Source organism: Stenotrophomonas muris (assembly GCF_052751275.1).
Genome location: NZ_CP199879.1, coordinates 919029 through 944885, shown reverse-complemented (window position 1 = coordinate 944885; position 25857 = coordinate 919029). Strand labels below are relative to the sequence as shown.

The window sequence follows — 25857 nt, the reverse complement described above, 5'->3', positions numbered from 1 at the left end:
TGTTGAAGGTCACACGCGGGTGCGTTGCTCCGTTGGAACGAATGCTGCCACTCCACGCGGAAGGAACAAGTGAAGATTGCAGGCGACCTGCAACAAGCGGTTCGCGCGGTACCCGTTCATTAAGCTGGCGCCCCGCTCTGCTGCGGCACGCCTGCCCTGGCAGGACGCTAGAATGCGTCCATGCGCACCGTACATGCCCTCCGCTACATCACCCCGTTACGGGAAGGCGGCTCCCTGCCCGCCGTGGTCGAGACCGACGACGACGGCATGGCCGTGCTGAAATTCCGTGGAGCCGGCCAAGGCCCGAAGGCGTTGATCGCCGAGCTGATCGCCGGCGAGATGGCACGCACGCTGGGCCTGCCGATTCCGGAAATCCTGTTCGTCGAGCTGGACCGCGAGTTCGCCCGCACCGAGCCCGACCCGGAAATCCAGGAGCTGATCCGCGCCAGCGAGGGCCTGAACCTGGGCCTGGACTATCTGCCCGGTGCAATCAATTACGACCCGGCCGCGATGCCTGTGGATGCCGAGCTGGCCTCGCGCATCGTCTGGTTCGATGCATTCACCAGCAACGTCGATCGCACCACCCGCAACCCCAACCTGATGGTATGGCATCGCAAGCTGTACCTGATCGACCACGGTGCGGCCATGTACTTCCACCACGACTGGGCCAGCGCCGGCGATGCCTGCGAGAAGCCGTTCGTGCTGATCCGCGACCACGTGCTGCTGTCGTTCGCCAGCCGCATTGCCGAGGTGGACGCAGAACTGGCTGCGTGCCTGACCGATGCCGAAATCGAGCGCATCGTTGGCCTGGTGCCGGACAGCTGGCTGGTGGACGAACCGGCGTTCGACAGCCCACAGGCCTATCGCCAGGGCTATATCGACTATCTCAAGCACCGCCTGAAAGTGCGTGCAGTGTTCGTGCAGGAGGCCATCCGTGCCCACGCTGCACACGTATGACTATGCGGTCATCCGCGTCGTGCCGCGGGTGGAACGCGAGGAATTCATCAACGTCGGGGTGATCGTCTCCTGCCCTGGCGCGCGCCATCTGGAGGCGGCCATCGAAATCGATCCTGAGCGCCTGCGTGCCTTCGCACCGGCGCTGGACCAGGACGCGCTGCAGCCATGGCTGGATGCAATCGTGGCCATCTGCCGTGGCGACGCCAGCGCCGGACCCATCGCAAAGCTGCCCGCGCGCGCCCGCTTTCATTTCCTCACCGCCAAGCGCAGCTCGGTTGTACAGATGTCGAGCACGCATGTCGGCCGCACTGCGGACCCGGCGGGTGTGGTGGAACACTTGATGACGAAGATGGTGCGGGTACCGGAATGAACGGCACCTGCCGCGTTCACAGTGGCAACCTTCGCGCGATGTAGTTGACCACATTGCCGATCGCATCCGGATCGACATTGGCCAGGCCAACGATCACGTAGCCCTGCGCCGGCAGCACCACGATGGCACTGTTCGATCCGGGCGCACCGCCTTCGTGGCCGTACTGATGCTCCCTGCCCTCGCCCTGAACCACGAAACCAAAGCCATACCAGCCCTTGTGGTTCTGCGCCGTAGTGGCCTGCCGCAGCAATGCAGGTGAAACCAGCTTCCCGCCTTGCAGTGCCTCGGCGAATTTCACCATATCGGCCACTGTACTGTAGCCACCACCGGCCGACATGCCGCGCCAGGGCAGCGACTTCGTTTCACGGACCCATTGCCCATCGTGCTTCGTGTAAGCGACGGCACGCTTTGGAACGCTCGCTGTTTCCGGCTCGAAGCCGGTGCCGGTCATGCCCACCGGGTGCAGGATGTGCTCCTCCACATATGCGTAGTACGACTGCCCCGATACCGCCTCGATGATGCGTCCCAATACGATGAAGCCATAGTTGGAGTAGCTGTCCTGGCTGCCGGGCGTGAACTGCGGCGCATCCCTGGCGAACCGCTGCACGTAGTCATCCAGCGTCTTCAGGGACGCGGAATACTGTTCGAAACCATCGCCAAAGAAGTCCCCCAGGCCACTGGTGTGTGACAGCAACTCGCGCACGGTCACGCTGCTGGCGACAGCCTTGTTCGGATAGTCCGGCAAGTGCTTGCCGATCGTGTCATCGAGACTGAGCCTGCCATCCTGCACCAGTTGCAGGATGGCCACGGCGGTGAACATCTTGTTGGAGGACGCAAGGCGGAACTGCGTCTCCACGCCCACTGCAATTCCAGTGCTGCGATCGGCATTACCACCGCGCCAGTCCAGCAGCACCTTCCCATTCTGTGCCACCTGCAACGCGCCCGACAGCGCGTCCTGTGCCCGCAGCGCCTCCAGCCTTGCTGTGACGTCGGCCATCAGGGCAGGCAATGCAACCCGTGCCGGCTTGTGCTTGTCCGGCGTTTCAGTACCCTCGATCTGGAACTGCATCAGGTGCGACGGATTGGCCGGGTCCATGACGGCGGTCACCCACATCGCGCGTTCGTTCATCTGGCCCATCACCAGCAGCTTCGCTTGGCCGGGTGCACTCTCGGTTGATTCGAGTACGCGCAAGGGGCCTGTGCTTTCGCGGAACTCGAGATAGTCCTTGGGACCGCTGCCTTGCTTCTTCGCGTATCTATCGGCGAATGCCTGCAACCCCTCGAGGCTGCCCGCATTGAAGGCCGCAAGCCAGTCACCGATGGCGTCCTGCGCATGCGGATGTGCACGCACGCTGGAGGCGGCGCCCACTGCCGGAACAGCCCAAAGCGTCATCAGCACCGAACAGGCCAGTACTTTGCAGAGCAGCAGGCATCCAACAGCCTTCATGGCAGTTCCTTTGCGGGTATCCCTGGGCGCATCCTAGATCATGGAACCGCCCGCTGCATCCATGCCAGGGACCCTGCCGCAGCACCTCAGCCGTGACGATGAACGCCTCGATGCGATGCCAATCGCCCCGCTCATGCGGCAGCGATTCCACGCCCATGCCGATCTGGTACCTCACCGCATCCGGGCCGTCGCGCCAGTAGTACGGCGCGCCATTGCTCCAGCCGCAACAGGCGTAGCGCAATGCAGGCATGGCAAAGGTCTCGCGCAGATAGGCTTCCACCTTCACTGCCTGGGTACCTGGAACGCGGTAGTGGGCCTGCATGGGTTTGATGCAGGACGCGTCGTCCTGGCTGCAGCCGCTGTATTCCAGTCCCGCAGGCTTCCGGCCCATCGCCTGCAGGAAATCCTGGCATTCGATATCCGGTCGCGCCAGGCCATCCGCACGCCCCTGCGCTTCCCACGCGGCCAGCGCCTGCGCAGTCGTCTGCTGCGCAATCACGTTGGCGGCGAACAGCAATGCCGCCAGCCCCAGCAGCAAGCGCGCGCTACGCAGCGGCAACCGGCCAATCGTCTCAGGGCGATCCTTCGCAGGCAGTCACAGGAATACCAACCGATGCCGTGCTATCGCCGTGCCATCGTCTGCTCGCTGAAGCGAGCCACGCAGAAGTCCAGGAAACTGCGCAGCTTGGGCGTCAGCTGGCGGTCGCGCGGGTACACCAGGTTGATCCACGTCGATACCGGCACGTAGTCCGGCAGCACTTCCACCAGTTCACCACGCGCCAGCGCGGCGGCAAGCATTTCATGGGGCTGCAGGATCAACCCCAGCCCTCCGACTGCCGCGGTCAGCAGCGGCTCGGCCTGGTTGACCATGAAGCGGCTGGACACCGGCACGCTCAGCACGCTGCCGTCAGCATCGCGGAAACTCCAGCGCGTGCGGATGATCGAATGGGCGAAGCCCAGGCACTCGTGCCGACTCAGATCGGCCGGATGGACAATGGCCGGGCGCGATGCGAGGTACGCCGGCGATGCACACAGCACCAGCGGATACGGCCCCAGCCGTCGCGCCACCAGCCCACTGTCGGCCAGATCACCGGTGCGGAATACCAGATCAAAGCCGTCCTCGACGATGTCCACCAGGCTGTTGGACAGGTTCAGATCAACCTGCACGTCCGGGTACTGCTGCAGGTAGGCCACCACCGCCGGTCCCAGTGCATGCACGCCGAAGGTGACCGGTGCGCTGACGCGCAGGCGCCCCATCGGCCGCCCGCGCGCCACTTCGGCCAGCTGCTCGGCGCCTTCCACCTCCTCCAGGATCACCCGCGCACGGGCCAGATAGGCCTGGCCGAAGTCGGTCAGGCTCTGCTTGCGCGTGGTGCGGTTGAGCAGGCGCACGCCCAGGTGTTGTTCCAGCGACTGCACGTGTTTGCCGACCAGCTGCGGCGACAGGCCCAGCGCGTCGGCGGCAGCGGCGAAGGAGCCAACCTCGGCCACTTTGACGAAGGTCCGCAGGGGAGCGATCAGGTCCATTGCAAACAATTGGTTTTCAATGAAACGCCAGATTACCCCTTATTCTGGAGGCAGGCCACGCGCACAGTAGCCTCCACCTTTCCGCCGGCCCCAGCGCCGGCCTTGCCCAGGAGCCCCCCCCATGAGCCAGGTTGTCCGCATCCACGAATATGGCAGCGCCGATGTGCTGCGCATCGACGACATCGATGTTCCCGCCCCCGCCGCCGACGAGGTCCAGATCCGGGTCAAGGCCATCGGCCTGAACCGTGCCGAGGTGATGTTCCGCAACGGCGCCTATCTGCAGGAGGCGCAGTTCCCCAGCCGGCTGGGCTATGAAGCGGCCGGCATGGTCGAGGCGGTCGGCAGTGCGGTGAGCGGATTCACTGCTGGCGATGCGGTGAGCGTGGTGCCGCCGCTGGACATCGCCCGCTGGGGCACCTACGGCGAGCTGGCCAACGTGCCGGCACGACTGGTGGTCAAGCACCCGCAGGCGCTGGGCTTCGAAACGGCGGCTGCGGTGTGGATGCAGTACGTCACCGCCTGGGGCGCACTGTTGGAGCAGGCGCAGCTGGCCGCCGGGGATTCCGTCATCATCACCGCTGCCAGCAGCAGCGTCGGCCTGGCCGCGATCCAGATCGCCAATGCAGTGGGTGCCACGCCGATTGCGGTGACCCGTGGCCCGGGCAAGCGCCAGGCCTTGCTCGATGCCGGTGCCGCCCATGTCATCGCCACCCAGGAACAGGACCTGGCAGCCGAAGTGGCGCGCATCACCGGCGGTGCCGGCGCCCGCGTGGTGTTCGACCCGATCGGTGGCCCGCAGTTCGTGCCGCTGACCGAGGCAATGGCCCGTGGCGGCATCCTGCTGGAATACGGCGCGCTGAGCAGCGAACCCACCCCGTTCCCGTTGTTCAACGTGCTGGGCAAGTCGCTGACGCTGAAGGGCTACCTGTACTCGGAAATCGTCTCCGACGATGCCGCGCTGGCACGTGCCAAGGCGTTCATCGTCGACGGCCTGGACAAGGGCACGCTGGCGCCGAAGATCGCGAAGGTGTTCCCCTTCGCACAGATCCAGGACGCCCACCGCTACCTGGAATCGAACGAACAGATCGGCAAAGTGGTGGTGACGCTGTAAACACCCTGCCGGCAGCGACGGACCCACTGCGGGCACGTCGCTGCCGCAGGCTCAGGCCATTGAAGGCCCGCGGTTCTCATGCTGGCGGCTTTCGAGGGTGAGCTGGTGCTCGCGCTGCCGGTTGTCACCGGCCAGATCATTCACCGTTTCCTCCATCGAGCGCGCCGGCTGTGCCGTATCCACACTGGCGCGCTCACCGGGAATCAACCCGGCAACCCACAGGCGGTCTCCGGCCATCATCACCCGGTCGACGCGCGCGGCATCATCGATGCCGTTGCGCTTGGACTCCAGCACTGCCTGCATGACGTGCTCGTCGCCGATGGTGCCAGGTACCCCCTGGCGGATGCGCTCGAACAGCGCGGCGTCCCTGGGCGACAGCGATTCCATGCCATTGGGCTGCGGTGCGGGCTCCGGCGCGGCCGGACCAGCGACCGGTGCATTCGCCGCGGCCTGCTGCCGCGCCTGCACCTGCTCCGGCTGGAACTCCGCCCGCGTATAGGGCGGACGCTGCGGCGGCCAGTTCTCCGCGCGGTCGAACTCGGTGGTCGGCGCATGTTCGCGAGCGACGGCGGCATCGTTCAACTGCCGGCGCGCATCCGTGTCGATGACGCCGCCGGGGCGCAGCGGCAGGCCATAGTCCTGCTGGAAGTTGCGCATGGCCGCCTGCATGCCGGCATCAAACGTGCGCGCATCGCGCTCGGCACGTGGGTTCGGTTCGGTCAGGTACCCCAACGCCTCCAGCTGCCGGCGCATTTCGAACACCGGCTCGCCCTTCTCACCGGGGCCCAGGTTGCCGTCGGCCAGCGGGCCGGTCAGGTCGGTCACCGTCCGGCGCTTGAAGTCCGGATCGACCGCCAGCGTGTCGCTGCGCATGCGTTCCAGCAGCGCAGCGTCGATGCGGCCATTGGCCGGGCTGATACCCCGCTCGGTCTGGAAGCGGCGCACGGCCTGCTCGGTGGAGGCGCCGAAATCACCGTCGGGCTTGATCGCGGCATTGGCGTTGTTGCGGATGTCCAAGCGCTGCAGGTACTGCTGCGCTTCCAGCACGTGCTGGTTGGCGTCACCCCGGTGCAGGTCCATCGCCCCGGCGGGCGCCTGGGGGGTCGGCACCGGCATCTGGAAGCCTGGTTGCTGCACACGCTGGACCAGGCCGGCAACCTGGGATTCCCATTCAGTGGCCCGTGTGGCGATGGCGTCTGGATAGGGACTGCCGTTGTTCAGCTCACCGCCATTGACCGAGGCCCGCGCCTGCCGGTAGTCGGCATGGTTGGCGTTGACGTTGTCGGACAGCCGCGCACCGAACAGGCCGTCGCGCATCCCCACCACCAGCACCTTGGTGGCGATGTCTGCCTGGGCAGCCCGTTCCGGATGCTCGACCAGCTCGCGGCCGATCCCCAGCGCCTCGCCCAGCCGCTCGTAGTTGTTGACGTGGGTGAGGTGGGCAAAGCCCCGGCCGAAGTACTCCTCGCCGCCGAAGTAGCGCAGATCCACCGCCTGCTTCCTGCCCCAGTCTTCCTCGGGCGCGGCGAAATCACGCGATTCGTGCTGCGCCGTGGCCAGCACATAGGCAATCTGCCGATGGTCGGTAATGCCGTTGTCGATGCAGGTACGCACGATCATCTCGACCGACTGGTCCCGGGTCAGGCCGAAGCCCGACCCACCTTTTCCATAGCCTTCGCTCATCCTTCAGCTCTCCAGTTCCGGAACGCATCCATTCGTCGGGGGAAGACCTACTTCAGCAGGTCCGATTCGGTAGGGGCCTCGCCCCTGCAGGTGTCATAGCGGCGCTGCAGCAACGTGCGCGCGCCGGTTCCGCGCAGCTGGATGACCTTGTCCTCGCGCTCGCACGGGCTGACCTTCGCGCGAAGCACGAACCGCCCATTGTCGATATGGTCGATGTCGCGCCCACCGATGGCCGCTTCCAACGCCTTGGCACGCACATAGCGGTTGCGCTTGGCATCGAACAGGTAGAACGCATGCACCGGAACGTTGTAGACACCGCTGTTGTCCTGCCACACCTGCAGGTCCGGCACGCCATCACCATTGAAATCCGAAACGGTCAGCAGCACGGCGGTCGCACCCTGGGCACCGGTGCCGGCGCGGGTCAGGCGCGGCTGCACGTCCGTGACCACCACGTTGCGCCCACCACGGGTCACGCCCATGCTCCGCACCTGGCAGGTCGTCACGTTGTCGGTGCCGCTGCAATCGGTCACCTGGAAGACCACCTGCAGTGCCGGTGTGAGCCTGCCCTCGCCGGGCCGCAGGACGATCCTGCCCTGCTTGTCGGGCGCGGCATCGGCGGCATGCACAGCGGCCTGCGCCGGCGCCGGGGCCGCCTTGGCTTCCGCCACCAGCGCCGCCGCACCGCCGCCCTGCAACTGGCGGGCACGCAGCAGGGTCATGTGCGTGCGGCACTGCTGTGAATCCAGCTGGGCAACGGCCGTGCTGCCTTCCGGGCACCGGCTGTCGCGCTGGTGCAGCCATTGCCGCTGCAGATCGCGCAGCACCTGCTGATCACTGGCGGTCAGTGCGGAGCGCGCCGCGCTGTAGGCGGCATTGAGTGCATCGTCGTGCACCTTGAGTTCAGCGTCGGCACAACGGCGACGGGCGTCCAGCGCGGTGCCTGCGGCCGCCATGCAGGGCGCATGGGCGGGGCTCAGAGAGCGCGCATCGCCTGCGATCAGTTCGGCACCGCTGGGCACCTTGCGTGCCGCGGCCTGGGGCGACGCCTGCGCGCTTGTCCACAGGCAAGGGCCAAGCAGAAGCAGTCCTGCCAGCAACCGGGTGGCACGCCCCGGCAGGCGTTCGGAGTTCAGCATGCGTTTCCTTCCCTGGGGGCGTTGGCCGGCCCCGTCCTGTTCCGATGATGGATGCTGCCCGGTCGCCAGCGCAACTTCAGCGACCAGCGGTCACAGCCCGTAGGCCGCATTCAGGCCGGCAGCGCTATTTCGGCAGCGCGTAGGCCATCACGTAATCGCCGTTCGGGGTTTCCATGAAATGGTGGCCGCCAGCCATGATCACCACGTACTGGCGCCCGCCCTGCGCGTACACCATCGGATTGGCCTGGCCACCCGCGGGCAGCTTGGCATGCCACAGCTCCTTGCCGGTCTTCAGGTCGATGGCGCGCAGCAGGTCGTCGGTGGCGGCGGCGATGAAGATCAGGCCGCTGGCGGTGACTACCGAACCGCCATTGTTCGGCGTGCCGATCTCGATGGGCAGGCCCGAACGGATGCCGAATGGTCCGTTGCCGCGCGCACTGCCGAACGGACGGTCCCACAGCAGCTTGCCGGTGCGCAGGTCGATGGCCCGGATGCCGCCATAGGGTGGCTGCTTGCACAGCAGACCAGTGAACGGCAGGCGCCAACCGGCGTTCACCTGGATGGCGTAGGGTGTGCCCACCTGTGGGTCGCCCGCGCCTTCGGCGCCGCCCTTGTCGAACCGGACCTTCTCGCGTGGCAGCCAGCCCAGCCTGTCGGCCTCGGCGCGTGGCACCAGCCGGTTGTAGTTGGGCATGTCGTTGTAGTTGGCCACGATCACGCCGCGGCGCGTATCGATGGACACACTTCCCCAATCCGAACCGCCGTTGTAGCCGGGATATTCGATGGAATGGCGATCACTGCTCGGCGGGGTGTAGAAGCCTTCGTAGTACGCCTTGCGGAACTGGATGCGGCAGATCAGCTGGTCGACCGGGGTGATGCCCCACATGTCGCGCTCGGTCAGGTCATGCTCCCGGCGCAGCGTGTGATACAGCGAGAACAGCTGCGTGGGTGAGCGTTGTTCCGGTTCGACACCGCCGACCGGCACCCTGCGCTCTTCGGCGGCGGTCAGCAGCTGGCCGTTGCGGCGGTCAAGGATGTAGAGATCACCCTGCTTGGTCGGCAGCAGGAGCGCCGGCACCTTGCCAGCCGCCGTCGGGTAATCGATCAGGCTGGCCTGCGAACCCAGGTCGTAGTCCCACACATCCTTGCGCACCGCCTGGAAATGCCAGGCCGGCTTGCCGGTGGCCACATCGATCGCCACCAGCGACGTCGCATAGCGGTTCTGGTTTTCCGTGCGTGAGCCACTCCAGTAATCGCCAGCGGAATTGCCCAGCGGCAGATAGACCAGCCCCAGCGCCTCATCACCGGTCGCGGTGGTCCACATGTTCGGCGTGCCGCGCGTGTAGGTCTGCTCATGCGGCGGCAGGCCGCTGCGTTCGGGCTGGTCCATGTCCCACGCCCAGCGCAGCTTGCCGGTGATCGCATCGTAGGCCTGGATCACGCCCGACGGCGCGTCGCGGCGCTGACCATCCAGCACCTGGTGGCCGGTGACGATCACCCCGCGCACGATGGCCGGTGGCGAGGTGATCGACACATAGCCCGGTGGCACCTCGCCCATGCCCAGAGTGATGTCGACCTGGCCGTTGTTGCCGAAATTCGCACAGGGGCGGCCACTGTCGGCATCCACCGCGATGATGCGCCCGTCCAGCGTGCCCTCGATGATGCGCGCCCAGCATGCCGGACGACTGCCCGGTGCAGCGCTGCGGGTGGCACTGGGCGGCGGTTCCGGCAACGCCAGATCAGCAGCGGCATCGGCCAATGCGGCATCGGCGAGGATCGGCGTGGCCGGTTGCTCGTAATAACTCACGCCACGGCAGGCGGCGGTGTATGGAATCGAAGCGTCCTTTACCTTCGGATCGAACCGCCACACTTCCTTGCCGCTGGCCGCATCCAGTGCGATCAGGCGGTTGCGGGCGGTGCACAGGTACAGACGGTCGCCGATCTTCAGTGGCGTGGTTTCCGCACCCCAGCGCTTCTTCGGCATATCGCCGGTGCGGAACTGCCAGGCCAGCTGCAGCGTGGCCACGTTGGCCGGGGTGATCTGCTGCAGCGGCGAATAGCGGGTGGCGGCATTGCTGCGCCCCCACGCCGGCCAGTCCCCTTCGGCAGGCTGGTCGGCCGGCTGCAGGCCGGTGGTGTCGCGGGTCGGTTCCAGCCCGACGCTGGCCGCGCCTTCCGGGAACGGCTGGTGCCCGTCCACTTCGCCGTGCGGCGCGAACGCCAATCCGAAGGCAGCGACGAACACCAGCATCAGCACGCCGGCCACGCTGCGCGACAGGCGCCTGGAAACCGGTTGGTGGAGGGTGGGCGCCAGCAGCGCCAGCACGATGCCAAGCGCGGTCACCAGGCCGAGCCGCGGTACCCAGCGCCAGTAGTCGCTGCCCGACTCCCACCAGGTCCACAACAGCGTACCGGCGAACACCAGCGCATACAGCAGCGCGCCGCTGCGGCGATTGCCGAACAACAGGAGGCCACTGGCCAGCAGGCCGGCCCCGGCGATGGCGTAGTACGCCGAGCCGCCCAGGCTGAGCAGCCATGCGCCGAGCCCGCCGATGACCAGGCCGAGCAGGACCAGCAGCAGCGACAGCACGGTAACGAGAGGATGCCGGGAGGCGCGGACGGGAGCAGGAGCGGACGGCGGCGTGGCGGACATCGTCGATCTCCGGGGGCAGCATGCGCCGTTATCCCACCGCCGACGTGAAGCGCGCGCGTATGTGCGGCATCCGGATACGACGACGCCGGCACAGGGCCGGCGTCGTCGCGTAGCTCAACCTTGCGGCAGGATCACTCCTGCGCGGCGTCCTCGCTGCTGGAAGCCGCCGGGGCGCCATCGGTCGTGGTCGCGGCCGGGGCAGAGGCAGGCACTGCCACCTCATCCTCGTCCTCGTCGATCGAGGCATCCATGCGCTCCACCGCCTGCAGCTTCTCGTCCTTGGACAGGCGGATCAGGGTCACGCCCTGGGTGTTGCGGCCGACGCGGCTGATTTCCGAGCCACGCGTACGCACCAGGGTGCCACCATCGGAGATCAGCAGGACTTCGTCGCTGGAGCCCATCAGCACTGCGGCGACCAGCTTGCCGTTGCGCTCGGTGGTCTGGATGCCGATCACGCCCTGCGTACCACGGCCCTTGCGCGGGTAGTCCGGCAGCGGGGTGCGCTTGCCGTAGCCGTTCTCGGTGGCGGTAAGGATGTACTGAACGCTGGCGTCGTCGGCGCCGTCGATCACCGCGTCGCCATTGGCAGCGGCTTCCTCGACACCGCTGTCGTCCTCGTTCTCGTCCTCGCTGCCACCGGCACTTTCGGCCACGATCAGGCTGACCACTTCCTCGCCGGCCGGCATCTTGATGCCGCGCACGCCGGTGGCGGTACGGCCCATCGAGCGGACCTTGTCTTCACCGAAGCGCACGGTCTTGCCGTTGGAGGCGAACAGCAGGATGTCACGCTCGCCATCGGTCAGGCCGACACCGACCAGGGCATCGCCCTCGTCCAGGTTGATCGCGATCTTGCCGCGGGCCAGGCGGAAGGCGAACTCGCTCAGCGGGGTCTTCTTGACCGTACCGTTCTTCGTGGCGAAGAACACGAACTGGCCATCGGCGTACTCGCGCACCGGCAGCACGGCCTGCACGCGTTCGCCCGGCTCCAGCGGGATCCAGTTGATGATCGGACGGCCGCGGGCGTTGGAACCGGCTTCGGGCAGCTGGTAGACCGGCAGCCAGAACACCTTGCCCGAGCTGGTGAAGGTCAGCAGCGTGTCGTGCGTGTTGACCAGCCACAGCTGTTCGATGAAATCCTCTTCCTTGGTCGCCGCCGCGCTGCGGCCACGGCCACCACGGCGCTGTGCGCGGTACACGCTCACCGGCTGCCGCTTCACGTAACCGGCATGCGACACGGTAACCACCACGTCTTCCGGCGCGATCAGGTCGAGGATGTCCAGGTCCTCTTCGCTGTGGCGGATTTCGGTGCGACGTTCGTCGCCGAATTCGGCCTTGACGTTGACCAGCTCCTCGCGGATCACCTGCAGCAGGCGGTCGGGATCTTCCAGGATGTGGATCAGCCCGGCGATCACTTCCAGCAGCTGCTTGTACTCGTCGGTCAGGCGGTCCTGCTCCAGCCCGGTCAGGCGGTGCAGCCGCATTTCCAGGATCTGGGTGGCCTGGATCTCGGTCAGCTGGTAGCCGCCCTCGATCAGGCCCACGCCCTTGGGCAGGTCTTCCGGACGGGAGGCCTCGGCACCGGCCGCACCCAGCATCGCACCGACCAGGCCCGGCTCCCACACGCGGGCCAGCATACGCTCGCGGGCTTCGTTCGGGTTCGGCGAGGTCTTGATCAGTTCGATCATCTCGTCGATGTTGGCCAACGCAACGGTCAGGCCTTCCAGCACGTGGGCACGGGCGCGCGCCTTGCGCAGCTCGAACACGGTGCGGCGGGTGACCACTTCGCGACGGTGGCGGACGAACGCCTCCAGCATCTGCTTGAGGTTCATCAACTGCGGGCGGCCATCGACCAGCGCCACCATGTTGATGCCGAACACCGATTCCATCTGCGTCTGCTGGTACAGGTTGTTCAGCACAACCTCGGCAGATTCACCGCGCTTGATCTCGATGTAGATGCGCATGCCGTCCTTGTCGGACTCATCGCGCAGCTCGCTGATGCCTTCGATCTTCTTTTCCTTGACCAGCTCGGCGATCTTCTCGATCAGACGCGCCTTGTTCACCTGGTAAGGAATTTCAGTGACGATGATCGATTCGCGGCCGTTGTCGGCCACTTCGATATCGGCCTTGGCACGGATGCGCACGCGGCCACGGCCGGTGCGGTAGCCGGCGACGATGCCGGCAGTGCCGTTGATGATGCCGGCAGTCGGGAAATCCGGGCCCGGGATGTATTCCATCAGGCCGTCGACATCGATGTCCGGGTTGTCGATCAGCGCGATGCAGGCGTTGATCGATTCGCTCAGGTTGTGCGGCGGAATGTTGGTCGCCATGCCCACCGCGATGCCAGCCGAACCATTGACCAGCAGGTTCGGGAACCGGGTCGGCATGACCGTCGGCTCCAGTTCCTTCTCATCGTAGTTGGGCTGGAAATCGACGGTTTCCTTGTCGATGTCCGCCATCAGCTCATGCGCCAGGCGCGACATGCGCGCCTCGGTGTATCGCATTGCTGCAGCGGAGTCGCCGTCGATCGAACCGAAGTTACCCTGGCCGTCGACCAGCATGTAGCGCAGCGAGAACGGCTGTGCCAAGCGCACCAGCGTGTCGTACACCGACTGATCGCCATGCGGGTGGTACTTACCGATGACGTCACCGACGATACGCGCCGACTTGAAGTAGGGCTTGTTGCTGTGCGCGTTGAGTTCGTTCATCGCGTACAGCACGCGGCGATGCACCGGCTTGAGGCCGTCGCGCGCATCCGGCAGCGCGCGGCCCACGATCACGCTCATGGCGTAATCGAGGTAGCTCTTGCGCATCTCGTCTTCCAGGTTGACCTGGATGATTTCCTTGGCGGTTTCTGCCATTCGGGTTCCGTTGTCTGGTAGCGGTCCAGTCCGGCGCAGCCCTCTGCGGGAGGGGGTCGCGCCGGAACCTCGATTCAACCTGTGGATACTACCACAACAGGCCGTTTTCCGCCTCCCTTTACGGGGATTTTACCGGCACAAATCAGGAACTTAGGGCCCCATACCGCCCCTGTAGAGCCGAGCCCATGCTCGGCTGCGCGAAATCAGTAGATCCACGCCGTGCGTGGATGAGGCCTGCCTGGGGTCAGAGCCCTTTCCTGCGAAAAGGGATCCGACCCCGGGACCTTCCTGCCCGCCTCAGCCGCCGAAGGCGGTGCGCATGTTCCCGGCGGTCGGGTTCAGGATGACCCCGCGCTCGGTCACGATGGCGTCGATCAGCTCGCCCGGGGTGACGTCGAACACCGGGTTCCAGGCAGCAATGCCCTCGGCGACGGTACGGGTACCCCCCACGCCGTACAGCTCGCCCGGGTCGCGCTGCTCGATCTCGATCTGGCTGCCGTCCACGGTCTCCATGTCCACGGTCGAGGACGGTGCGACCACCATGAACTTGACGCCGTGGTGGCGGGCGGCGATGGCCAGCTGGTAGGTGCCGATCTTGTTGGCGGTATCGCCATTGGCGCAGATGCGGTCCGCGCCCACGATCACCCATTGCACGGCGCCGGTCTTCATCAGGTGCGAGGCAGCCGAATCGGCGATCAGGGTGGCATCGATGCCGTCCTGCTGCAGTTCCCACACGGTCAGGCGTGCCCCCTGCAGCCACGGCCGGGTCTCGCCGGCGAACACGCGGGCGATGCGGTGCTGGGCCATGCCGGCGCGGATCACGCCCAGCGCGGTACCGAACCCCGCAGTGGCCAGCGAGCCGGTATTGCAGTGGGTCAGCACGCCGCTGCCAGCCTCGATCAGGCCCGCGCCCAGTGCACCCATGTGGCGGTTGGCGGCCAGGTCTTCCTCGGCGATGGCCTGCGCTTCCGATTCCAGCAACGCCTTCCAGTCGGCGCCGGCGGCGTTCAGGCAACGGCGCATGCGCGCCAGCGCCCAGGCCAGGTTGACCGCAGTCGGGCGCGATGCATTGAGGCGCTGCAGGGCCGGTTCCAGCTGCTGCAGGGCGTGCGCACCATCGGCGGCCTGCACCTCGCGTGCAGCCAGCACGACACCCCAGGCAGCGGCAATGCCGATCGCCGGCGCGCCACGCACGGTCAATGCGTGGATCGCGCTGGCAACCTCGTCGCTGTCATGGCAGACCACGTGCTCGACCACGAACGGCAGCTTGCGCTGGTCCAGCAGTTGCAGGGCATCGCCGGTCCACAGGATCGGGCGGATGTGGTCGTAACGGGCGTAGTCGATGTCAGAGGCAGTGTTCATGGGCCCATTGTAGGGCCACGCCCCGCAGGGTTGGAGCCTGCCCGGGCTCAATTCACCGAGAATTCGGCGCGGCAGCCGCCGTCCACCCAGATCCCGTTGCGGCTCCAGCCCCAGGTACTGCCTTCCTCGCAGGGCGTGCTGGACAGCTGCTCGGAGACCACGGCGCCAACCGAGATGCTGGCACCGCAGAAGCGCCGCTTCTTCGACTTCGATTCGCAGGTCAGGCGGCGCGGCATGTCGACGAAGCGGCCATCGTCATCGGCCACTTCGAAGTCACCCTGGCAGCCACGGCTGGTCCAGACTTCATTGCGCTTGTAGCCCCAGCCCTGCCCTTCGCGGCACGGCAACACCGACAACTGGCGCAGCAGGCGCACCGGCGCGCCATCGAGTCGTACCGGGCAACTCTGCGGACGGCCATTGGACTCGCAGCGCACCACACGGCGCACCAGGCGCTTGCCCGAGCTGTCAGCCGGCGGCGCCGCGCCCGCTGCGCGCCGGGCGCGGAACTCGGCACGGCAGCCCAGGGTGACCCACACACCACTGCGGTCAGTGCCCCACTCGCTGCCGCGGATGCAGCTGTTGCTGGACAGCTGGCGTACCAGGTCGACGCCGTTGGCAACCTCGATATCGCAGTGCACCCAACCCATGTCGCGTGATTCGCAGGTCACCACTTCATCGTCGTAGCCCACCTGCTGGGCCGACGCCGGCGACGGCAGCCAGGCACCCCAGAGCGCAATGGAGTACACCGGTGCAGCGACAACCGCGAACCACTTGACCAAAGCCTTCCCCAGCAGGAATGGATGAACTGGATGCCAGTGTCCGGCATTGGCCGTGATAAGAGCATCATCGTGCTTACCGACGCAAGCGCACCGAACCCGCGTTTCGTTCAGCCTGCGATGTTCAGCAACACGCGGGGATCACGCGTGGGCGAAGTCGTAGGCCAGCACATCGGCGATGCGTGGCGTGCGGTTCATCGCCATCAACAGGCGATCGACACCCACCGCCACGCCGGCACAGGCAGGCATCGACGGCAACGCCGACAGCAGTGCCTCGTCCACGGCCGGCTGCACCTGTCCACGTTCGTGGCGGCGCTGCTGGTCACGCTGGAACCGGGCGCGCTGCTCGTGGGCGTCGTTCAGTTCGTGATAGCCGTTGGCCAGCTCCACTGCACCCAGGTACAGCTCGAAACGCTCGGCCAGCGGCGGCGTGCCCGGACGGATGCGGGCCAGCGCGGCCTGGCTGGCCGGCCAGTCATGCACCACGGTCATCACCGCGTCATCGAACTGCGGCTGGATGTGGTGGGTCATCAACAGGTCCAGCCAGTCATCACGGGTCAACCCGACCGGGTCGATGTGCACGTCGCCAAGTGCAACACGCAGCGCGGCTTCATCGGCCTCGAACGGATCCAGGCCCACGTGCTGCTGGAACAGCTCGCGGTAACTCAACACACGCAGCGTTGCACGGCGTCCGACCAGGGCCAGCGCCTGGCCGACCAACTCGGCGGTTTCCTCCATCAACCGGTGGTGGTCCCAGCCGACCCGATACCACTCCAGCATGGTGAATTCCGGGTTGTGGCGGCCACCGGCCTCGCCGTTGCGGAACACCCGGCCCAGTTCGTAGCAGTCGCCCACACCGGCCGCCAGCAGGCGCTTGAGCGGATATTCCGGCGAAGTGCGCAGCCAGCGACGACGGCCACCGGCATCGACATGGCCGGTGAAATCGGTATGGAAGCTGTCGATGTTCGGCTCGGTGTTGCCTGCCACCGACAGGATCGGCGTTTCCACCTCCAGCACATCGCGCTCGGCGAAGAAGCGGCGCACCAGTGCATTGAGCGTGGCGCGCTGCTGCAGCGCGCGCAGCAGGGCGTCGCTCACAGGATGCCCTCCGGGCGCGGATGGTCGAGCGGCAGGGTCAGCAGATCGCGGGTGTCGTCGATGTAGCCGCTGGCCAGGTACAGGCGGCGGGCCAGTTCGTTGTGGTGGTTCACCTCCAGGCGCAGGCGGCTGACACCACGCCCGCGAGCGCGCTGTTCACAGATGGCCAGCGCCTGCTTGCCGCGACCACGACCGCGCGCGCGATGACTCAGGTACAGCTCGTCCAGCAGCATGAAGTGGCCGCCCTGCTCCAGGCTGAAGCCCATCGCGATCACCGCGTAGCCGACCACCTCGCCGGCCTCGTCCAGCCACAGCAGCACTTCGCCATTGCGCGGATCGGCCAGCAGCGCGTCCACGCCGCGACGCACGCGCGCGTCATCGAAGTCGATCCTGTCTTCGGCGTAGAACTCGCGCATCAACGCGATCAACAGTTCTTCGTCGGCACGGGTGGCCAGGCGGAAATCCAGCGGGGCGGTCTGCATCGGTGTTCCTTCGTCTTTCATGCCGGGCGCCGGGCACCCGGCGGGTCATCATTCGTGTTCGGCGAGGTAGGCCAGCAGGCGGTCTTCGTCCCACACCGGCACGCCCAGCGATTGCGCCTTGTCCAGCTTGGAGCCGGCCTCGGTGCCGGCGACCACGAAGCTGGTCTTCTTCGACACGCTGCCGGAAACCTTGGCACCCAGCGCTTCCAGGCGTTCCTTGGCGGCATCGCGGGTGAGCTGGGCCAGGGTGCCGGTCAGCACCACGGTCTGCCCATCCAGCGGGCCGGCCACGATCTCGGCCAGCGCCGGCGCCTTGGCCAGGATCTGCTGCATCGCCTTCTCGGCTGCCAGCAGCATCGCGCCATGGCCATCGGCATCGAGCCAGTCGGCCAGACCGCGCGCAGTGTCGTCCGGCAGGCCGGCGTTGACGAACTGGCCATGCTCGGCATCCAGCACCGCCTGGGCACCCGGCAAGGCAGCCACCAGCTTCTCCGCACGCAGGCGGGTGATGCCGGGGATTTCCGATTCGACCAGCAGTTGCGCCAGATCCAGGCCTTCGCGCAGCTTGGCACTGGGCGCGTGCACATCACTGATGCGCACCTGCCCGACCTGCAGCAGGTCGTCGATGGCCTGCTGGTTGCCCTGCTGCTCGAAGAAATGGCCGAGAGAACGCGCCACTTCGCCACCGATGTCCGGCACGCGCTTGAACAACGGCCATGGCAGGTGGCGGATCAGTTCCAGGTCACCGAACCACTGCGCCAGCGCCTTGGCCGTGCTCTCGCCGACGTGCTCGATGCCAAGTGCGAACAGCAGGCGCTCCAGCGTGGCTGCGCGACTGGCGTCGATTGCCGCGATCAGGTTGTCGGCCCATCTGGTGGCGATCTTCTTCGTGTTCCATTCGAAGCTGGCCGGCTGTGCCAGCGCCTGCGCGCGCCACGCCGGATCGTTGCCATCCAGCTTGAGCACCGCATTGAGCACCGCGCCGCTGCCTTCTGCCGGCAGGTGCAGCTTCAGCGCGGCGGCCAGTGCGGAAGGGTCCTCGGCATCCAGCACCAGCTTCAGGTGCAACAGCTGGTCGCGGTTGAGCCGGTACAGATCGGCCACGCTCCTGACGATGCCGGCGTCGACCAGGGTTTCGATGTACTTGTCGCCGAGGCCGTCGATATCCATCGCACGGCGCGAAGCGAAATGGGCAATGGCCTCCTTGCGCTGCGCAGGGCAGGACAGTTCGCCCGAACAGCGCCACGCAGCTGCACCTTCCTCGCGCACGATTTCCGAGCCGCACACCGGGCAGCGCGTCGGCATCTGCCAGGGCGAGGTGCCCTGTGGACGGCGGTCGAGGATGACGCTGACCACTTCCGGAATCACGTCGCCAGCACGTCGCACGATCACGCTGTCACCGACACGCACATCGAGACGCGCGATCTGATCGGCATTGTGCAACGTGGCATTGGACACGATCACGCCGGCCACAGCCACCGGTGCCAGCCGCGCGACCGGCGTGGCGGCACCGGTGCGGCCGATCTGGATCTCGATCGCCTCCACCGTGGTGCTCTGTTCCTGCGCCGGGAACTTGTGCGCGATGGCCCAGCGCGGTGCACGCGAGACAAAACCCATGGCCTGCTGGCCGGCGCGGTCATCCAGCTTGTAGACCACACCATCGATGTCGAACGGCAGGCCATCGCGACGCTCGCCGATGTCACGGTAGTAGCCGAGCAGGCCGTCGGCGCCTTGCACCACCTTGCACAACCCGCTGACCGGGAAGCCCCAGGCGCCGAGCTGGGCCAGTGTGCCCGAATGGGTGTCCGGCAGCTCGCCGCCCTGCACTTCACCGGTGCCGTAGGCGAAGAAACTCAGCCGGCGCTGCGCACTGATCTTCGGATCGAGCTGGCGCAGTGAACCCGCTGCCGCGTTGCGCGGGTTGGCCAGCACCTTGCCGCCCTGCTGGCGCGCACGTTCGTTGTAGGCCTCGAAATCGGCGCGGGCCATGTACACCTCGCCACGCACCTCCAGCACATCCGGCCAGTCCTTGCCGTGCAGGCGCTTGGGAACATCGCCGATTTCACGCAGGTTGGCGGTCACGTCCTCGCCGGTACTGCCATCACCGCGGGTTGCGCCGAGTACGAAATGACCGTCCTCGTAGCGCAGGCTGATCGCCAGGCCATCCATCTTCGGTTCGGCCGAGAACTGCAGGCTGCGGCGGCCCAGGCGCTCATCGATGCGGCGCACGAAGTCGGCCACTTCCTCATCGCTGAAGGCATTGGACAGCGACAGCATCGGCACCGCATGGCGCACTTCGGGGAAGCGGCCGGACGGGCGTGCACCGACCTGTTGGGTCGGGCTGTCGGCACGGGCCAGTTCCGGGTGCTCGCGCTCCAACGCTTCCAGCTCGCGCACCATCCGGTCGTAGTCGACGTCGGGGATCTCCGGCGCGTCCAGCTCGTGGTAGGCGCGGTTGGCCTGGGCGATCTGCCGGCGGAGATCTTCGGCGCGTTCGGCGGGGCTGGGGCTCATCGGGATCCGGTGGTTCTGGGATGGCCGGGGATTCTACCGCGCCCGGCCGTCAGGCCCTGTAACGCCCCGCCTTTGCAGCGTCGAGCGTGCTCGACGGGCACTCCCCGCTCCGGTAGGTGCCAACCTTGGTTGGCACGTCTGTAGTCGAGCATGGCTCGACGCCACAAAAAGCACCTTGCCGCCCGCTCACGCCGGCGCTAGCGTGCGACGGCCCCATCGGAATCCTGCCCATGACCCTGCCTGACTCCCGTAGACGCTTCCTGCAGCTGGCCGGTGCCAGCCTTGCCGTCGCCGGCAGCGGCCTGCCGCTGCGTGGCCAGGCCCAATCCGTGGCCACCGTCGGTGCGGCCCCTGCCGAAGGCGCGGTACTACTGAACTTCAACGAATGCCCCTACGGCCCCTCCCCCGCTGCCCAGCAGGCGGCGCGCGACAGCATCGCCAGCTGCGGCCGCTACCGCTTCGCCCTGGCGGCACAGGTGCGCGATGCCTTCATCGAGCAGGCCCGTATCCCGGCCGACCATGTGCGCCTCTATCCGGGCTCGAGCGAACCGTTGAACCGCGCCGCCACGTTGTGGGCCGGCCCGCAGGCGGGACTGGTGGTGGCCGACCCCACCTTCGAGACCCTGGGCGAGGTCGCTGCCGCACATGGTGCACACGTGCAGAAGGTGCCGCTGCGCAATGACGGCGCACACGACCTGCGTGCGATGGTCGCAGCCGCGCATGCGCGCCCGACCGGGCTGCTATACGTGTGCAATCCGAACAACCCGACCGGTTCGATCAGCCCACCGGATGAGCTCGCCTGGCTGCTGGCCCACAAGCCTGCTTCCACCCGCGTGCTGGTCGACGAGGCCTACCTGCAATACAGCGAGCAGCCCAGCCTGATCGCGCAGGTGGCGCAGCGCGACGATCTAATCGTACTGCGTACATTCTCCAAGCTGTACGGCATGGCCGGCCTGCGCCTGGGCCTGGCGGCCGCACATCCCGAGCGTCTGCGCGAGCTGGCCAGCCCCGGCGACAACCCGCTACCGGTGCCCGCGCTGGCGGCGGCGCTGGCCAGCCTGCAGGATCCGCAGCTGATTCCGCAGCGTCGCCTGCAGAACGCCAAGGTGCGCCAGGCCACCATCGCATGGCTGGGCAAGCGTGGTTTCAGCTGCCTGCCGTCGGAAGCGAACTGCTTCGTGGTCGACGTGCAACGCGACGGCAGCACGTTCGCCAAGGCGATGGCCGACAACGGTGTGGTGATCGGGCGCAGCTGGCCGATCTGGCCGCAGCACGTGCGCGTGACCGTCGGCAGCGAGGACGAGATGGCCGCGTTCCGCCGCGCGTTTGCCAAGGTGGCCGGCGTACCGGCGTAGACCCCATCCACGCATGGCGTGGATCTACTGTTGTGGGTGCCGACCGTTGGTCGGGGTGGGTGCCGACCGTTGGTCGGCACGCCATGGCGCTCACCAGCGCGGGGTCTTGGTCAGCGGCGGCGCCTGGTGCTGGCGGTCGTAGGCGCGCAGCTCGTCACGGATGTGCGCGATGCGCTGGCGACCCAGGGCGTTGCGGCTGTCATCCAGCACCACGCCATCCAGCAGTTCGGCCATGCGCTGCACCGTCGGCAGCATCTTCTCCCAGGCATCCAGCGCGGTCAGCGGCGCCGGCAGGGTCAGGAAGAAGGCGATGGCCGGGGTTTCCATGGCACGGATGTTGGCCATGTCGAAGCTGCCTGGCTTCATGATGCTGGCCATCGAGAAGATCGGCCCGCGCTCGGGATGGCCTTCCACCAGACGGTGGAACACGTTCATGTGGCCGAACACCAGGCCGGTCTTCTCCGCCGCTACCACGATGTCTTCGCCGCGCAGCTGCTCGCCGGCCCGGGCGGCCACGAACAGCGAAACGATCTTGTCGAAATCCTGGGTGGCGCGCTTGCCGAGATCGCTGGCGCCCGGGTCGGTATCGCCCAGGCCGAGTTCGGCCTGTTCGCCTTCCGTGCCCATTCCCGGTTCGACGCGGCCATCGGCCACGACAACGCCGTCCTCGCCCAATACCGGTTCGCGGCGCTCGCCGCTGGCCGGTTCCGCGCTTTCCACGCGGCGTCCCTGGGGCTTCTTCTTCGGACGGCCAAACAGGAAGATCGCGGCGATCAACAGCAGGCCGGCGGCCAGGATGCCGATGCGCAACAGTGCCGTGTCGGACATTCGATAGGTTCTCCGGCTAGTCCATTCAGGTAACTAGGATGGCACGTCAGGCCGCGCCCGCCAATCGCGCGGCTTCTTCCAGGTCCACGCTGACCAGGCGGCTGACGCCCGGTTCGCGCATGGTCACGCCCGAGAGCTGGTGCGCGGCCTCCATCGTCGCCTTGTTGTGGCTGACGAACAGGAACTGCACCTTCTCGCTCATTTCCTTGACCATGTTGGCCAGCCGGCCGACGTTGGCTTCGTCCAGCGGCGCGTCCACCTCGTCCAGCAGGCAGAATGGCGCGGGGTTCAGCTGGAAGATGGCGAACACCAGCGCCACTGCCGTCATCGCCTTCTCGCCGCCGGACAGCAGCGAGATGCTGGACACGCGCTTGCCCGGCGGGCGCGCCATGATGGTCACACCGGTGTCGAGCAGGTCTTCACCGGTCAGCTCCAGGTAGGCGTGGCCGCCACCGAACAGGCGCGGGTACAGCGCCTGCACGCCAGCATTGACGCGGTCGAAGGTGTCCTTGAAACGGCCGCGGGTCTCGCGGTCGATCTTGCGGATGGCATCCTCGAGGGTTTCCAGCGCCGTAGTCAGGTCGGCGTGCTGCGAATCCAGGTAATCCGAGCGCTGCGAAGCCTCGCCGTACTCGTGGATGGCGGCCAGGTTGACCGGCTCCAGCCGGCGCATGCGTGCGTCGATCTGATGCACGGCCTGCTCCCAGTCGCCCAGGCGCGCATCCTCGGGCAGTGCGTTGAGCACGTCCTGCAGCACGAAACCGGCCTTCTCCACCGCGCCCTGCAGGGTGTCCGCGCTCAGCACCAGCGCCTGCTGGTCCAGCTTGCGCTGCGAAATACGCTCGCGCTGGGCCAGCGCCTGTTCGTCGCGCTGGTGGCGGGTCTGCTCGTAGTTGCGCAGCTCGGCGTCGATGCCGTCCAGCAGCGTCCGCGCCTCGGTCAGCACGCGATCGGCGCGCACGCGCTCTTCCAGCGCGTTCTGGTGTTCGGCCTGCAGCGCTTCGACCGGCGAATCACCTTCGTCCAGCTGTGAATGCAGCTCGCCCAGCCGCGAATCCAGCTGCCCGCGCTGGGTGCCCATGCGCTCCAGCGCCTGGCTCAACGAGGCCAGCTGCGCACGCTGCGATTCCAGGGTCAGGGCCAGCGAATGCGAGCGCTCGCGCACTGCACGGGCAGCATCGCGGGCCAGGTCGCGCGCCTCGGTCAGCTGGCGGCGCTCGCCCTCCAGCCGCTGCCGGGTCGACTCCAGGTCACCCATGCTGCTGACCGCGTTCTCCAACCGCGAGCGCGCTTCGCGCGCCTGCGCGTTGTTGGCTTCAATCGTTTCCTGCAGTTGCTTCAGCTCGCCTTCGATGCGGTCGATGCGCGTGCGTGCAGCCTCTACCTTGCCCTGCTGGCCCTGCAGCTGGCCAGCCAGCTCGGACACCGCGCGATGGGCCTGGTACAGCGCACGCTGCGCGTCTTCGCGCTGCTGTTCAGCCGCCTGTAGCTGCTCGCGGAAACCGGCCAGCTGTTCTTCCAGCTCGGCCTCGCGGTCCTGCAGCTGCTCGATCTGCTCGCGCAGCTCGTTGATCTCGCGTTCGCGCAGCAGAGCGCCCTGCTGGGCTGCACCGGAGCGCGACACGCGCAGCCAGCCCTGGCCCAGGCGCTCGCCGCTCTGGGTGATGATCGAATCGCCTTCCGGAAGGCTGGCCTGCAGGGCCTTCGCCTCGGACAGGTCCTTGGCACCATGCAGGTGCGCCAGCAGGCGACGGATCGCCGCCGGGCCACGCACGCGTGCGGCCAGCGACGTCGGTGCAGCCTTGACCTCGGCATCCGCGCTGGCGACCAGCGCAATGTGGCCGTCGCCGAGTTCGCCGAGGGCGTTGACCAGGCTGCCCGGGTCATCGACCAGCACGCCTTCGATCAGCTGGCCGAGCGCACTTTCCACCGCGTTTTCCCAACCGGCATCGACGTCCAGGCGTTCGCCGACACGTGCCGCCGAATCCAGCCCGCGCGCCTTCAGCCACGCGACGGCCGCGCCCTGCTCCTGGCCCAGCGCGGCCTGCTGCAGGGTTTCCAGCGAGGCCAGGCGACCGCGCAGGCCGTTGGCCTGCTTGCGCAGTTCGGCCAGTTCGTTCTGGCCATTGCGCTGCTGTTCCTGCACGGCCGCCACGCCCTGCTTGCGCAGCTCGACGTCTTCGCTCAGTTCATCCAGCGCGGCCTTCTGCGTGTCGTGCTGCAGGTGCAGCTGCTCGAAGGCCTCTTCCAGCGCGTCCACGTCCAGCCCGGCGCGCTCGGCGGCCAGGGCCTCGCGACGCCGGTCGGCGTCGAGGATCTGCTTGTCCAGGTAGTCCACGCGCGTGCGCTCGACATCACCGGCGCGCGACGCCTCCGAACTCTGCGAGGTGTGCTGCTCCCAGCGCTGCTGCCAACTAGCCAGCCGGTCTTCGGCCTCGCGCAGGCTTTCCTGCTTGATCTCGTTCTCTTCCTGCAGCGCTTCCAGCTGCGGGGTGGCGGCCTCCACTGCCTCGCGCAGCACCCTCAGTTTGGCCTCGTCGCCGCTGATGTGCTGGCCCAGTTCGGCCAGGGCCTGCTGGGTTTCATCGCGCGCCTTGTGCAGGCGCTGCGACAGCTCGCGCTGGTGCTGGATCTGCTGTTCCAGGCGCGCCAGCGTGCTGCCGACCTGGTAGACCGCGGCCTGCGCGGTGTTGAGCGCGTCGGCGGCCTCTTCGCGCCGCGCGCGCGAGGTCTCGATGCGGGCCTCGGCATCACGCTGGTCGGCGATCAGCTGCTGCAGCTTGGTCTCTTCCTGCGACAGGCCTTCGCGCAGCTTCGACAGGCGACCGTCGAGACCACGGAATTCCAGCGCCTTCCACTCGGCATCCTTGACCCGGCGCTCTTCCTGCAGGGCCTGGTACTGCTCGGCCTGCCTGGCCTGGCGCTTGAGGTGTTCGAGCTGCTTGCTGATCTCGTCGCGCAGGTCGCCCAGCCGGTCCAGGTTCTCGCGGGTGTGGCGGATGCGGGTCTCGGTCTCCTTGCGGCGCTCCTTGTACTTGGAGATGCCGGCTGCCTCTTCCAGGTACACGCGCAGGTCTTCCGGTCGCGCCTCGATGATCTGGCTGATCATGCCCTGCTCGATGATCGAGTAGCTGCGCGGGCCCAGGCCGGTGCCGAGGAACAGGTCGGTGATGTCGCGACGGCGGCACTTGGTGCCGTTGAGGTAATAGTTGCTGGTGCCGTCGCGGCTGACCGTGCGCTTGACCGAGATTTCGTTGAACGAGGCGTACTCGCCGGAAATCGTGTGGTCGGAGTTGTCGAAGATCAGCTCGACGGTAGCCTGCGAGACCGGCTTGCGGGCATTGGACCCGGAGAAGATCACGTCGGTCAGCGAGTCGCCACGCAGGCGGCTGGCCGAACTCTCGCCCATGACCCAGCGCACGGCATCGATGATGTTCGACTTGCCGCAGCCATTGGGGCCCACCACGCCGGTCATGTTGGTCGGCAGGTGCAGGGTGGTCGGATCGACGAACGACTTGAAGCCGGACAGCTTGATCGTGGAAAGACGCATAGGGGTTCCGGACTGGGGCCGGCAAGCGGCCTGCGTTTACCCTCCAAGTCATTGATCCTGCTGGGATCGATGCCCGTGGAACGGGTGTGACGCCCTGAGTATACCGATGTGGCCGTGTTCTACGAATGGGCGTGGAACATTGTCCAGCCC

18 protein-coding genes are annotated in these 25857 nt (G+C 67.0%); 4 read left to right on the top strand and 14 right to left on the bottom strand.

The genetic code is table 11. The annotated features are described in order from the left end of the window. Positions 1-180: 180 nt before the first annotated feature. The gene (locus ACUVWL_RS04120) at positions 181-957 is read left to right on the top strand and encodes a HipA family kinase (RefSeq protein WP_046431494.1); all 777 of its coding nucleotides are present in this window, start codon (positions 181-183) and stop codon (positions 955-957) included. After that, the gene (locus ACUVWL_RS04115; protein ID WP_014647643.1) at positions 935-1327 is read left to right on the top strand and encodes a DUF3037 domain-containing protein; all 393 of its coding nucleotides are present in this window, start codon (positions 935-937) and stop codon (positions 1325-1327) included. Before ACUVWL_RS04120 ends, ACUVWL_RS04115 begins: the two co-directional genes overlap by 23 nt. 16 nt (positions 1328-1343) lie before the next feature. Here ACUVWL_RS04115 and ACUVWL_RS04110 read toward each other — a convergent pair whose 3' ends face one another. The 3 genes from ACUVWL_RS04110 to ACUVWL_RS04100 form a co-directional block, all read right to left on the bottom strand. Then, on the bottom strand, positions 1344-2720 hold the full coding sequence (locus ACUVWL_RS04110) for a serine hydrolase domain-containing protein (RefSeq protein ID WP_445979154.1): 1377 nt from the start codon (positions 2718-2720) through the stop codon (positions 1344-1346). Continuing rightward, entirely contained in the window at positions 2641-3333 is a 693-nt protein-coding gene (locus ACUVWL_RS04105) for a DUF4952 domain-containing protein (RefSeq protein ID WP_227863922.1), read from the bottom strand. Before ACUVWL_RS04105 ends, ACUVWL_RS04110 begins: the two co-directional genes overlap by 80 nt. 62 nt (positions 3334-3395) lie before the next feature. After that, a complete protein-coding gene (locus tag ACUVWL_RS04100; RefSeq protein WP_032962018.1) occupies positions 3396-4301 on the bottom strand; it encodes a LysR family transcriptional regulator in 906 nt (301 codons plus the stop codon). Between the two features lie 121 nt (positions 4302-4422). On the opposite strand from ACUVWL_RS04100, the gene ACUVWL_RS04095 reads away from it, so the two are divergent. Next, positions 4423-5412, top strand: a complete 990-nt coding sequence (locus tag ACUVWL_RS04095; protein WP_046431502.1) for a zinc-dependent alcohol dehydrogenase family protein — start codon at positions 4423-4425, stop codon at positions 5410-5412. A 51-nt stretch (positions 5413-5463) separates the two neighbouring features. Here the strand turns inward: ACUVWL_RS04095 and ACUVWL_RS04090 are convergent, their stop codons facing one another. The 9 genes from ACUVWL_RS04090 to ligA form a co-directional block, all read right to left on the bottom strand. After that, positions 5464-7095, bottom strand: a complete 1632-nt coding sequence (locus ACUVWL_RS04090; RefSeq protein WP_262093093.1) for a peptidoglycan-binding domain-containing protein — start codon at positions 7093-7095, stop codon at positions 5464-5466. A 47-nt stretch (positions 7096-7142) separates the two neighbouring features. After that, entirely contained in the window at positions 7143-8231 is a 1089-nt protein-coding gene (locus ACUVWL_RS04085) for a lysozyme inhibitor LprI family protein (RefSeq protein WP_445978839.1), read from the bottom strand. A 124-nt stretch (positions 8232-8355) separates the two neighbouring features. Continuing rightward, positions 8356-10884 (bottom strand): membrane-bound PQQ-dependent dehydrogenase, glucose/quinate/shikimate family, encoded by a 2529-nt coding sequence (locus ACUVWL_RS04080; RefSeq protein ID WP_445978838.1) that lies wholly within the window; start codon positions 10882-10884, stop codon positions 8356-8358. A 131-nt stretch (positions 10885-11015) separates the two neighbouring features. Next, the gene (gene gyrA, locus ACUVWL_RS04075; protein WP_142234954.1) at positions 11016-13742 is read right to left on the bottom strand and encodes a DNA gyrase subunit A; all 2727 of its coding nucleotides are present in this window, start codon (positions 13740-13742) and stop codon (positions 11016-11018) included. A gap of 297 nt (positions 13743-14039) precedes the next feature. Continuing rightward, the gene (mtnA, locus tag ACUVWL_RS04070) at positions 14040-15104 is read right to left on the bottom strand and encodes an S-methyl-5-thioribose-1-phosphate isomerase (RefSeq protein WP_014647652.1); all 1065 of its coding nucleotides are present in this window, start codon (positions 15102-15104) and stop codon (positions 14040-14042) included. A 47-nt stretch (positions 15105-15151) separates the two neighbouring features. Further along, on the bottom strand, positions 15152-15883 hold the full coding sequence (locus ACUVWL_RS04065; protein WP_014647653.1) for a DUF3011 domain-containing protein: 732 nt from the start codon (positions 15881-15883) through the stop codon (positions 15152-15154). A 138-nt stretch (positions 15884-16021) separates the two neighbouring features. Continuing rightward, entirely contained in the window at positions 16022-16978 is a 957-nt protein-coding gene (epmA, locus tag ACUVWL_RS04060; protein ID WP_445978837.1) for an EF-P lysine aminoacylase EpmA, read from the bottom strand. Next, positions 16975-17460, bottom strand: a complete 486-nt coding sequence (locus ACUVWL_RS04055) for a GNAT family N-acetyltransferase (RefSeq protein ID WP_010480482.1) — start codon at positions 17458-17460, stop codon at positions 16975-16977. The genes epmA and ACUVWL_RS04055 overlap by 4 nt, the downstream gene beginning before the upstream one ends. Positions 17461-17508: 48 nt before the next feature. After that, a complete protein-coding gene (gene ligA, locus ACUVWL_RS04050; RefSeq protein WP_185741890.1) occupies positions 17509-19980 on the bottom strand; it encodes an NAD-dependent DNA ligase LigA in 2472 nt (823 codons plus the stop codon). 224 nt (positions 19981-20204) lie between these two features. Here ligA and ACUVWL_RS04045 point away from each other — a divergent pair, with 224 nt between their 5' ends. Continuing rightward, the gene (locus ACUVWL_RS04045; protein WP_445978836.1) at positions 20205-21329 is read left to right on the top strand and encodes a pyridoxal phosphate-dependent aminotransferase; all 1125 of its coding nucleotides are present in this window, start codon (positions 20205-20207) and stop codon (positions 21327-21329) included. Positions 21330-21419: 90 nt separating this feature from the next. On the opposite strand, the gene zipA is transcribed toward ACUVWL_RS04045, so the two are convergent. Further along, positions 21420-22157, bottom strand: coding sequence for a cell division protein ZipA (gene zipA, locus ACUVWL_RS04040; protein WP_014647658.1), 738 nt, complete (start codon positions 22155-22157; stop codon positions 21420-21422). A 46-nt stretch (positions 22158-22203) separates the two neighbouring features. After that, entirely contained in the window at positions 22204-25707 is a 3504-nt protein-coding gene (smc, locus tag ACUVWL_RS04035; protein ID WP_197621661.1) for a chromosome segregation protein SMC, read from the bottom strand. Between the last annotated feature and the right edge of the window lie 150 nt (positions 25708-25857).

Excerpts from the sequence above, each read along its gene's own strand:
- ACUVWL_RS04120 (WP_046431494.1), top strand. The coding sequence starts at position 181 with ATGCGCACCGTACATGCCCTCCGCTACATCACCCCGTTACGGGAAGGC.
- ACUVWL_RS04110 (WP_445979154.1), bottom strand. The coding sequence starts at position 2,720 with ATGACGCTTTGGGCTGTTCCGGCAGTGGGCGCCGCCTCCAGCGTGCGT.
- ACUVWL_RS04100 (WP_032962018.1), bottom strand. The coding sequence starts at position 4,301 with ATGGACCTGATCGCTCCCCTGCGGACCTTCGTCAAAGTGGCCGAGGTT.
- ACUVWL_RS04095 (WP_046431502.1), top strand. The coding sequence starts at position 4,423 with ATGAGCCAGGTTGTCCGCATCCACGAATATGGCAGCGCCGATGTGCTG.
- ACUVWL_RS04090 (WP_262093093.1), bottom strand. The coding sequence starts at position 7,095 with ATGAGCGAAGGCTATGGAAAAGGTGGGTCGGGCTTCGGCCTGACCCGG.
- ACUVWL_RS04085 (WP_445978839.1), bottom strand. The coding sequence starts at position 8,231 with ATGCTGAACTCCGAACGCCTGCCGGGGCGTGCCACCCGGTTGCTGGCA.
- ACUVWL_RS04080 (WP_445978838.1), bottom strand. The coding sequence starts at position 10,884 with ATGTCCGCCACGCCGCCGTCCGCTCCTGCTCCCGTCCGCGCCTCCCGG.
- gyrA (WP_142234954.1), bottom strand. The coding sequence starts at position 13,742 with ATGGCAGAAACCGCCAAGGAAATCATCCAGGTCAACCTGGAAGACGAG.
- mtnA (WP_014647652.1), bottom strand. The coding sequence starts at position 15,104 with ATGAACACTGCCTCTGACATCGACTACGCCCGTTACGACCACATCCGC.
- ACUVWL_RS04055 (WP_010480482.1), bottom strand. The coding sequence starts at position 17,460 with ATGCAGACCGCCCCGCTGGATTTCCGCCTGGCCACCCGTGCCGACGAA.
- ACUVWL_RS04045 (WP_445978836.1), top strand. The coding sequence starts at position 20,205 with ATGACCCTGCCTGACTCCCGTAGACGCTTCCTGCAGCTGGCCGGTGCC.
- zipA (WP_014647658.1), bottom strand. The coding sequence starts at position 22,157 with ATGTCCGACACGGCACTGTTGCGCATCGGCATCCTGGCCGCCGGCCTG.
- smc (WP_197621661.1), bottom strand. The coding sequence starts at position 25,707 with ATGCGTCTTTCCACGATCAAGCTGTCCGGCTTCAAGTCGTTCGTCGAT.